This is a genomic window from Micromonospora sp. 15K316 (genome assembly GCF_004348525.1).
Taxonomy (GTDB): Bacteria; Actinomycetota; Actinomycetes; order Mycobacteriales; family Micromonosporaceae; genus Micromonospora.
Map to the genome: position 1 here is coordinate 1 of NZ_SMKG01000239.1, position 8,763 is coordinate 8,763.

The window sequence follows — 8,763 nt, forward strand, 5'->3', positions numbered from 1 at the left end:
GGATCAGGGGTGGACCGGGGGCGCGGCGGGCCCCACGACGCGCCCGTCCTGCCTACGCTGGGCGGCGTGACACTGATCGCGACCGAGTCGCTGACCAAGACGTACGGGGGTGTGGTCACGGCGTTGGCCGACCTCACCGTGGCGGTCGAGCCGGGGATCATCGGGTTGGTCGGCGCGAACGGCGCCGGCAAGTCGACCCTGATCAAGATCCTGCTGGGCCTGCTCACGCCGACCAGCGGCCGGGTGCGGGTGCTGGGCCTGGACCCGACCACCGACTCGGCGGCCGTCCGCGCCCGGGTCGGCTACATGCCGGAGCACGAGGCGCTCCCGCCGGACCTCACCGCCGCCGAGCTGGTCACCCACCTCGGGCGGATCAGCGGTCTGCCGCGTACGGTCGCCCGGGAGCGGGCCTCCGAGGCGCTGCGGCACGTCGGGCTCTACGAGGAGCGCTACCGCCCGGTCGGCGGCTACTCCACCGGCATGAAGCAGCGGGTGAAGCTCGCCCAGGCGCTGGTGCACGATCCCGACCTGCTGCTGCTCGACGAGCCGACCAATGGCCTCGACCCGGCCGGCCGGGACGCCATGCTGGCCCTGGTGCACCGGATCGGCACCGAGTTCGGCATTTCCGTACTGGTCTGCTCCCACCTGCTCGGCGAGGTGGAACGGATCTGCGACACGCTGATCGCCATCGACGGCGGACGGCTGCTGCGGGCCGACCACATCTCGGCCATGACGTCGAGCACCGACGTGCTCGCCGTGGAGGTCAGCGAGGGCACCGACGATCTCGCCGCGCGGCTGGCCGCGCTGCAACTGCCGGTGACCCGGGACGGGCGGTTGCTGCTCGTACCGCTCGCCGACGACGCCACCTACGACCTGATCCTCGGCGCGGTCGCCGAGCTGGACCTGCCGCTGCACCGGCTCGACCAGCGCCGGCACCGGGTGGCCGAGCTGTTCGCCACGAGGGAGCCCAGCCATGTCTGAGCCGACCGGCGTCATCCACGACATCGGCTACCAGCGCTACACCGGTCCGCGGCTGGGCCGCCGGCAGGTCTTCGGCGCGCTCTACCTGCACGGGCTGCGTACGGCGTTCGGGCTGGGCCGCAGCGCGAAGGCGAAGATCTTCCCGTGGCTGGTGGTCGCGATCGTCACCGTGGTGGCCGCCGGCGTCACCGCGATACGCAGCCAGATCGGCGAGGTCGTCATGACCTACGCCCAGTTCGCCGACAACATGAGCTGGCTGGTCATCTTCTTCGCCGCGGTGGTCGCCCCGGAGCTGGTCTCCCGGGACCTGCGCAGCGGGGTGCTGCCGCTCTACTTCTCCCGGCCGCTGCCCCGGTCGGACTATCCGCTCGCCAAGTTGCTGGCGATGGTGACCGCGCTCTGGTTGCTGCTCGGCGCACCGCAGCTGGTGATGTTCCTGGGCGCCGCGTTCACCACCGGCGACGGCATGAACGGGGTCTGGAACGAGCTGCTCGACCTGCTGCCGGGCCTGCTCTACGCCGGGCTCTGGGCGGTGGTCTTCGCGTCGATCGGGCTTCTGGTCGCCTCGCTCACGGGCAAGCGGGCGTTCGCCGCCGGTGGGATCGTGGCCGTCTTCCTGATGACCACGCCGATCGTCGGCACCCTGTCGATCATGCCCTCCCAGACGCTGAACGAGCTGGCGGGTCTCGCCTCCCCGTCCACGCTGGTGCAGGGGGTCGGGGTCTGGTCCCTCGGCGACCTGCTGATCACCGGCGACGCGGCCGAGGCGAGCCACTCGCTCATCGGCGACTTCGGCCCGGTGTACGCGCTCGCCGCCGTGCTGCTCGTCGCCGGCTGCATCACCCTGCTGCTCGCCCGCTACCGGAAGGTGGCCACCCGATGACCACGACGAGCCCCGCCACCGTGGCGGGAGCCCCGACCGTCGCCGCCAGCACCCTCGACCTCGCCGGCGTCTCCCGCTGGTACGGCAACGTGGTCGCCGTCAACGACGTCTCCATGCGACTCGGCCCGGGCGTCACCGGGCTGCTCGGGCCGAACGGCGCGGGCAAGACCACCCTGCTGCACATGATGGCCGGCTTCCTGGCCCCGTCGCGCGGCACGGTCGCCCTCGACGGCGAGCCGACCTGGCGCAACCCCGAGGTCTACCGCCGGCTCGGTCTGGTCAGCGAGCGCGAGGCGGTGCACACCTTCCTCACCGCCTACGAGTTCGTGCTGGCCAGCGCGAAGCTGCACCGGTTGCCCGATCCGAAGGAGGCGGCCCGCCGCGCGATCGCGCTGGTCGAGATGGAGGACGCGCAGAACCGGCGGATCGGCACGTACTCGAAGGGCATGCGGCAGCGGACGCGGGTGGCCGCGGCGCTGGTGCACGACCCGCAGGTGCTGCTGCTCGACGAGCCGTTCAACGGGATGGACCCGCGCCAGCGGCTGCACATGATGGAGCTGCTGCACCGCCTCGGCGGCGCCGGCCGGACCATCCTGTTCAGCTCGCACATCCTGGAGGAGGTCGAGCAGGTCTCCGGCACCGTCCAGGTGATGGTCGCCGGCCGGCTCGCCGCCTCCGGCGACTTCCGTACGATCCGCCGGCTGATGACCAACCGGCCGCACGTCTTCGCGGTGCGCTCCGCCGACGACCGGGCGCTCGCCGTGGCGCTGATGGCCGAGCCGTCGGTCACCGGGGTCGAGCTGGACCGCAGCGGCCTGACCGTGCGGGCCGGCGACTACGGCGCCTTCACCCGGGCGCTGCCCCGGATCGCCCTCGCCAAGGGCATCCGGGTCCAGCAGCTGGTGCCCGAGGACGAGTCCCTGGAGAGCGTCTTCTCCTACCTGGTGGAGGCCTGAGATGTCGACCGTTTCCTGGATCACCGCCCGGGGCCTCTTCGGCCGCCGCCGGTTCCTGATGCTCTTCCCCCTTCCGGTCGTGCTGGTGCTGCTCGCCGTGCTCTCCCGCTCGCTCGGCGTGGACCCGGGCGCGTGGGGGCCGCCGGTGCTGGTCGGTCTCGGGCTGGCCGTGGTGCTGCCGGTGGTCGCGCTGATCGTCGGCACCGGTGTGCTCGGCGCGGAGATCGACGACGGCACCGTGGTGCACATCCTCACGAAGCCGCTCCCGCGCTGGCAGATCGTGCTGCCGAAGCTCGCGGTGGCGACCGGGGTCACCGCGGTCACCGTCGCCGTGCCGATCTACGTCGCGGGTGTGCTGGCCCACTCGGTACGTCTCGGCCTGGCGCTTGTCGTCGCCGCGTGCCTCGGCGCGCTGGCGTACTCGGCGCTCTTCCTGGCGCTCAGCCTGGTCACCCGGCGGCCGGTGCTGCTCGGCCTGGTCTACGTGCTGATCTGGGAGGGGCTACTCGGCAACTTCGTGAGCGGCACGAAGGTGCTCTCGATCCAGCAGTACGTGATCGCCCTCGCCGACCGGCTGGCTCCGAGCGGCCTGCTGGAGACGACCGTCTCCGTGCCGGTGGCGGCGGTGATGACCGCACTGTTCAGCGTCGGCTTCACCGTCCTGGCGATCGACCGGCTGCGCTCGTTCAGCGTGGCGGGCGAGACGAGCTGAGCCTCGCCCGCTCGGGTGGGCCCCTGTCGTGGCGGTACGCACGGCACAGGCCCGGCTAACCGGTCGGCGCAAGGTAGGGCTGGCCGGATGGACCGGGGCCGTCCGGTCGGCGAGGCTTGATCCGTGAGCGCAGAAGTGGGGCAGGTCATGGTGGGGCGACCCGGCGCGAGTGCCGGGCGGCACTGGCTGGTGAGTCTCGCGGTGGCCGGGCTGGCCGCGGCGGTGATCACCACGATCGCCCAGAGCAGTGGGCACTTCCACTGGTGGGCCGGGTTCGTGCTGATCCCCGGTGCGCTGATCGCGGCCTGCGGTGGCCCGCTGCTGGCGCGGGGCGGCGGCCGGGCCTTCGCCGGCTACGTGGTGGCCTGCGCCGGCGCGCTGGTCTTCGCCACCGGCGCGTTGCTCATGTTCGGCGTCATGGGACGGGGCTGGCCCGTCATGATCATGGTGCCGTGTCTGGCGGTCGCCGGCACCTACCTGTGGCGGCCGGCGCATCCGCTGGCCCGGGGACTGCACCGGGCCGTGGCGCTGCTCGCGCTGACCGGGTCGCTGCTCGGCGCGGCCTTCCAGCTGATCCGCGCCGGCCTGGTGGACTTCGGCGACGCCGGTTGGTGGGGCGCGTTCCTGATGCTGGCCGGCGTGATCGTGCTCGGCAACGCGGTCGAGTTGACCCGGCACCGGATGCCGTACCGGCTCCAGGCGATCACCCTGCTGGTCGGCCCGGCCGTGGTCGCCTTCCTGCTCGGCCTCCGCTTCCTCCGCGGCTGGTGACTCCCCACCCCGCCGGACCACGTCTCCCCTCGCCGGTCGGGAACTCCCGCACGGAAAGAGTGGCCTTCCGCACGCGAACGGCCACTCTTTCCGTGAAAGCGGGGGACGGGTCAGAAGGCGGAGGCGATCACCAGCTCCGTCGTCCGGTCGGGGAGGAGGTCCAGCTTGCCGATCCGGCCGGCCGCCCGTAGGTCGTCGGAGACCAGGGTGAGCTTCTCCAGCAGCGCGGCCGGGCCGAGCGCCTCGGCGAGCGGCACCTCCGCGCGCATCGAGAGCTTCCGCTCCGACTTGGCCCGCCGCACCTGGCTGAGCGCCTCCCCGGCGAGCCGGAGCAGCTCCGGATCCCCCTCGCCCTCGATCGCCCGGCCCACCTCGTACGTCGTCGGCCACGGCGCCCGGTGCACCGAGCCGTACCGCCACCAGGACCAGACCTCCTCGGTGACGAACGGCAGCACCGGGGCGAAGAGCCGCAGCTGCACGGAGAGGGCGGTGGCCAGCGCCGCCCGGGCCGAGTCGGAGGCCGACCCGGAGCCGTAGGCGCGCTCCTTGACCAGTTCGATGTAGTCGTCGCAGAACCGCCAGAAGAACGACTCGGTCGCCAGCAGGGCGGCGGTGTGGTCGTACGACTCGAAGGCGGTCGTCGCGGCGGTCACCACGCCGGTGAGCTCGGCGAGCATGGCCCGGTCCAGCGGCTCGGTGGCGGCGGCGCGTAGCGCGTCGGCCGCGCCCAGCCCGAGGGCGAACTTCGACGCGTTGAGCACCTTCGTGGCGAGGCGCCGACCGATCTTGATCTGCGCCGCGTCGTACGCCAGGTCCATGCCGGGCTTGCCGTTGGCCGCCCAGTACCGCACCGCGTCCGATCCGTTCTGCTCCAGCAGCGCCATCGGGGTCACCACGTTCCCCTTGGACTTGGACATCTTCTTCCGGTCCGGGTCGAGGATCCAGCCGGACAGCTCCGCGTCCCGCCAGGGGAGCGCGCCGTGCTCCAGATGCGAGCGGACGATGGTGGAGAAGAGCCAGGTACGGATGATGTCGTGCCCCTGCGGGCGCAGGTCCATCGGGAAGACCTGGGCGAACAGGTCGGGGTCGGTCTCCCAGCCACCGACGATCTGCGGGGTGAGCGACGAGGTGGCCCAGGTGTCGAGGACGTCCGGGTCGCCGGTGAATCCGCCCGGCCGGCCGCGCTGGGACTCGTCGTACCCGGCCGGGGCGTCGGTGGACGGGTCAACCGGCAGCGCGGACTCCGCCGGCGTGAGAGGCTGGGACCAGTCCGGCTCGCCAGCGTCGTCGAGCCGGTACCACACCGGCACCGGCACCCCGAAGAAGCGCTGCCGGCTGACCAGCCAGTCGCCGGTCAGCCCACCCACCCAGTGGTCGTAGCGGTGCCGCATGTGCTCCGGCACCCAGTGCAGCTCCCGGCCACGGGCGAGCAGCTCCTCGCGCAGCAGGGGGTCGCGCCCGCCGTTGCGCAGGTACCACTGCCGGGTCGAGACGATCTCCAACGGCCGGTCGCCGCGCTCGTAGAACTTCACCGGGTGGGTGATGGCCCGCGGCTCGCCGATCAGGTCACCCGCGTCGGCCAGCATCCCGACGATCTCACGGCGCGCGCCGTTGACGGTCTGCCCGGCCAGCGCCGCGTACGGCTGTGCCGGCACGCCGGCCGGCGGGTCCGGCAGCAGCCGGCCGTCCCGCCCGATCACCACGCGGGTGTCGAGTCGCAGCTCGCGCCACCAGGTCACGTCGGTGAGGTCACCGAACGTGCAGACCATCACCATGCCGGTGCCCTTGGCCGGGTCGGCGAGCGGGTGGGCGTGAACCGGCACCTCGACACCGAAGAGCGGGCTGTGCACGGTGGCGCCCACCAGGTCGCCGTACCGCTCGTCGTCCGGGTGGCAGACCAGTGCCACGCAGGCCGGCAGGAGCTCCGGTCGGGTGGTGTCGATCAGCACCTCGCGCCCGCCCGGGCCGGTGAACCGCAGCCGGTGGTACGCGCCGGGTCGCTCCCGGTCCTCCAGCTCCGCCTGGGCGACCGCGGTGGCGAATCCGACGTCCCAGAGCGTCGGCGCCTCCGCCTGGTACGCCTCGCCCCGGGCCAGGTTGCGCAGGAAGGCCCGCTGGCTGGTGGCCCGCGCCACCCGACCGATCGTGGTGTACGTCAACGACCAGTCCACCGAGAGCCCGAGCCGCCGCCAGAGCGCCTCGAAGATCTGCTCGTCGGAGACGGTGAGCCGTTCGCAGAGCTCGATGAAGTTGCGCCGGGAGATCGAGGTCGGGTTCTTCCGGGCCTCGTCGCTGATCGGGGTAGCCGGCGGACGCCAGGCGGGGTCGTACGGCAGTTCGGGGTCGCAGCGCACGCCGTAGACGTTCTGCACCCGGCGCTCGGTGGGCAGACCGTTGTCGTCCCAGCCCATCGGGTAGAACACGGCCTTGCCGCGCATCCGCTGGAAGCGGGCGACCGTGTCGGTGTGCGTGTACGAGAAGACATGGCCCATGTGCAGCTCGCCCGATACGGTGGGCGGCGGAGTGTCGATCGAGTACACGTCATCCCGACGTCCGGCGCGGCCCGGCGCGCCCGGCGACGTGCCGGCTACCGGGACGGTCCTTCTCCGGTCGAACGTGTACGTGCCCTCCTCCTGCCAGCGGCGCGCCCACGTCTCCTCGATGCCGTCCAGGTTCGGACGCTCGGGGACGCCGGCACGGGCCGTCCTCTCCGTATCAGTCATCCTGCGATCGTAGGCAGCGCCCAACGGCCGGACCACGTGGTTACCGGCGTGACACGATGCAATTCGTGCCGACGTCTCCGCTGAGCCCCGACGAGCTGCTCACCACCACCCGTACGGTCCGCCGCCGGTTGGACCTGACCCGGCCGGTGCCGATGGAGCTGGTCCGGGAGTGCCTGGAGATCGCGCTCCAGGCGCCCAGCGGCTCCAACCGGCAGGGGTGGCACTTCGTGCTGGTCACCGATCCGCTGCTGCGGGCCGAGATCGGGCTGCTCTACCAGCGGGCGGTACGCGCCTACCTCGACTCGGAGTCCTCGGCGGGCCGCCTCTTCGCCGACGACCCGGCCCGGGCGGCCGTGCAGCGCCGGGTGGCCGAGAGCGTGGCCTGGCTCGGCGACCGCATGGCGCAGGTGCCGGTGTTGTTCCTGCCGTGCCTGCGGTTGCCCGGCGGCGGCGAGCTCGCCGCGGGCAACCAGGCCGGGCTCTGGGCGTCGCTGCTGCCCGCGGTCTGGAGCTACATGCTCGCCGCGCGGGCGCGTGGCCTCGGCACCGCCTGGACCACGCTGCACCTGGTGTACGAGGCGGAGGTGGCCGAGCTGCTCGGCCTCCCCGAGGAGGTACGTCAGGCGGCGCTGATCCCGACCGCCTGGTACACCGGCGAGAGCTTCCGGCCGGCGATCCGGCAGCCCCTGGACGAGGTGCTGCACGTCGACCGCTGGTGAGTCGCCCGGTCGGCGTGGGCGCCGCGGGGTCAGCTCACCGTCGCCGGCCGCTCGTGACCGAGCAGCCATCGCTTCACGTCGAGGCCCCAGCGGTAGCCGCCGAGCGTCCCGTCGGTACGCAGCACCCGATGGCAGGGCACGAAGAGCGCGACCGCGTTGCGGGCGCAGGCCGCGGCGGCGGCGCGTACGGCCGGCGGCCGCCCGGCGAGCCCGGCGAACGCGGTGTACGTGACCGGTTCGCCCGGCGCCACGGCGCGCAGCACCTGCCAGGCGTGTGTCAGGAACGGGCCGTCGGTGCGCTGCTCGACCGGCACCGCGTCGATCGCGCTCAGGTCCCCGTCGAGGTAGGAGCGCACGGCGGTGGTGACCGGGCCCAGGTCGGCCCGGTGCCGCAGGGGCGCCCGCAACGTCGGGTGCACCAGTGGCAGCAGCGACTCCGGGGTGTCGGTGAAGCCGGCCGCCCGGACCGTCCCGTCGGGGGCGGCCAGGATGCTCAGCGGGCCGGCCGGGGTGGTCAGCACCGTGCTGTCTACAGTGGTCATTCCGCTCTCCAGAGTCTGATCACCGCGTACGACCGCCAGGGTCGCCAGCGGTCCGCGTACGCGGCGAGGGTCTTCGGGTCGTCGGGCAGGCCGAGCGCGGCCGCGCCGCGCCGTACGGCCAGGTCGGTGGGGAGCAGGACGTCCGGGTCGCCGAGCGCGCGCATCGCGACGTACCCGGCGGTCCAGGGGCCGATGCCGGGGAGCGCGACCAGCCGGCGGACGATCTCGGCGCGGTCCCCGCCGGGCGCGAGCTCCAGGCCGCCCTCGGCCACCGCTCGGGCCAGGCCCCGGATCGTCTCCCGCCGGGCGACCGGCATCCGGAACGCCGAGTCGCCGAGCCGCAGCAGCTCCTCCGCGCCGGGAAAACCCCGCAACGCCCGCTCCGCACCGCCGGCCGCGCCGTGATCATGGAGTTGTCGTCGCGACACGCCGTCGTCCGTGCCGACAACTTCATGATCAACCGGGCTGGCGGCGGG

Annotated in this window: 9 protein-coding genes; 6 read left to right on the forward strand and 3 right to left on the reverse strand. The window is 73.0% G+C overall.

Annotated elements, in window-relative coordinates; genetic code table 11:
* Positions 1-66: 66 nt before the first annotated feature.
* The 5 genes from E1211_RS27830 to E1211_RS27850 all read left to right on the forward strand — a co-directional run bounded on the left by E1211_RS27830 (position 67) and on the right by E1211_RS27850 (position 4,303).
* Positions 67-981: an ABC transporter ATP-binding protein gene (locus E1211_RS27830; RefSeq protein ID WP_132352493.1), complete on the forward strand. Its 915-nt coding sequence runs from the start codon at positions 67-69 to the stop codon at positions 979-981.
* Positions 974-1,864, forward strand: a complete 891-nt coding sequence (locus E1211_RS27835) for an ABC transporter permease (RefSeq protein WP_132352495.1) — start codon at positions 974-976, stop codon at positions 1,862-1,864. The genes E1211_RS27830 and E1211_RS27835 overlap by 8 nt, the downstream gene beginning before the upstream one ends.
* The gene (locus E1211_RS27840) at positions 1,861-2,820 is read left to right on the forward strand and encodes an ABC transporter ATP-binding protein (protein ID WP_132352497.1); all 960 of its coding nucleotides are present in this window, start codon (positions 1,861-1,863) and stop codon (positions 2,818-2,820) included. The genes E1211_RS27835 and E1211_RS27840 overlap by 4 nt, the downstream gene beginning before the upstream one ends.
* A gap of 1 nt (position 2,821) precedes the next feature.
* Complete coding sequence (locus E1211_RS27845) at positions 2,822-3,532, forward strand: ABC transporter permease subunit (RefSeq protein WP_132352499.1); 711 nt, start codon at positions 2,822-2,824, stop codon at positions 3,530-3,532.
* Between the two features lie 123 nt (positions 3,533-3,655).
* A complete protein-coding gene (locus E1211_RS27850) occupies positions 3,656-4,303 on the forward strand; it encodes a hypothetical protein (RefSeq protein ID WP_243709725.1) in 648 nt (215 codons plus the stop codon).
* Between the two features lie 110 nt (positions 4,304-4,413).
* On the opposite strand, the gene valS is transcribed toward E1211_RS27850, so the two are convergent.
* Entirely contained in the window at positions 4,414-7,026 is a 2,613-nt protein-coding gene (valS, locus tag E1211_RS27855; protein WP_132352501.1) for a valine--tRNA ligase, read from the reverse strand.
* Positions 7,027-7,091: 65 nt separating this feature from the next.
* Between valS and E1211_RS27860 the strand changes: the two genes are divergently transcribed.
* The gene (locus E1211_RS27860) at positions 7,092-7,745 is read left to right on the forward strand and encodes a nitroreductase family protein (RefSeq protein WP_243709726.1); all 654 of its coding nucleotides are present in this window, start codon (positions 7,092-7,094) and stop codon (positions 7,743-7,745) included.
* 29 nt (positions 7,746-7,774) lie between these two features.
* Here E1211_RS27860 and E1211_RS27865 read toward each other — a convergent pair whose 3' ends face one another.
* Both E1211_RS27865 and E1211_RS27870 read right to left on the reverse strand, forming a co-directional pair.
* A complete protein-coding gene (locus tag E1211_RS27865; RefSeq protein WP_132352505.1) occupies positions 7,775-8,287 on the reverse strand; it encodes a methylated-DNA--[protein]-cysteine S-methyltransferase in 513 nt (170 codons plus the stop codon).
* The coding region (locus tag E1211_RS27870; RefSeq protein WP_371686208.1) for a DNA-3-methyladenine glycosylase at positions 8,284-8,763 on the reverse strand (480 nt) is incomplete at its 5' end. The genes E1211_RS27870 and E1211_RS27865, both read right to left, overlap by 4 nt.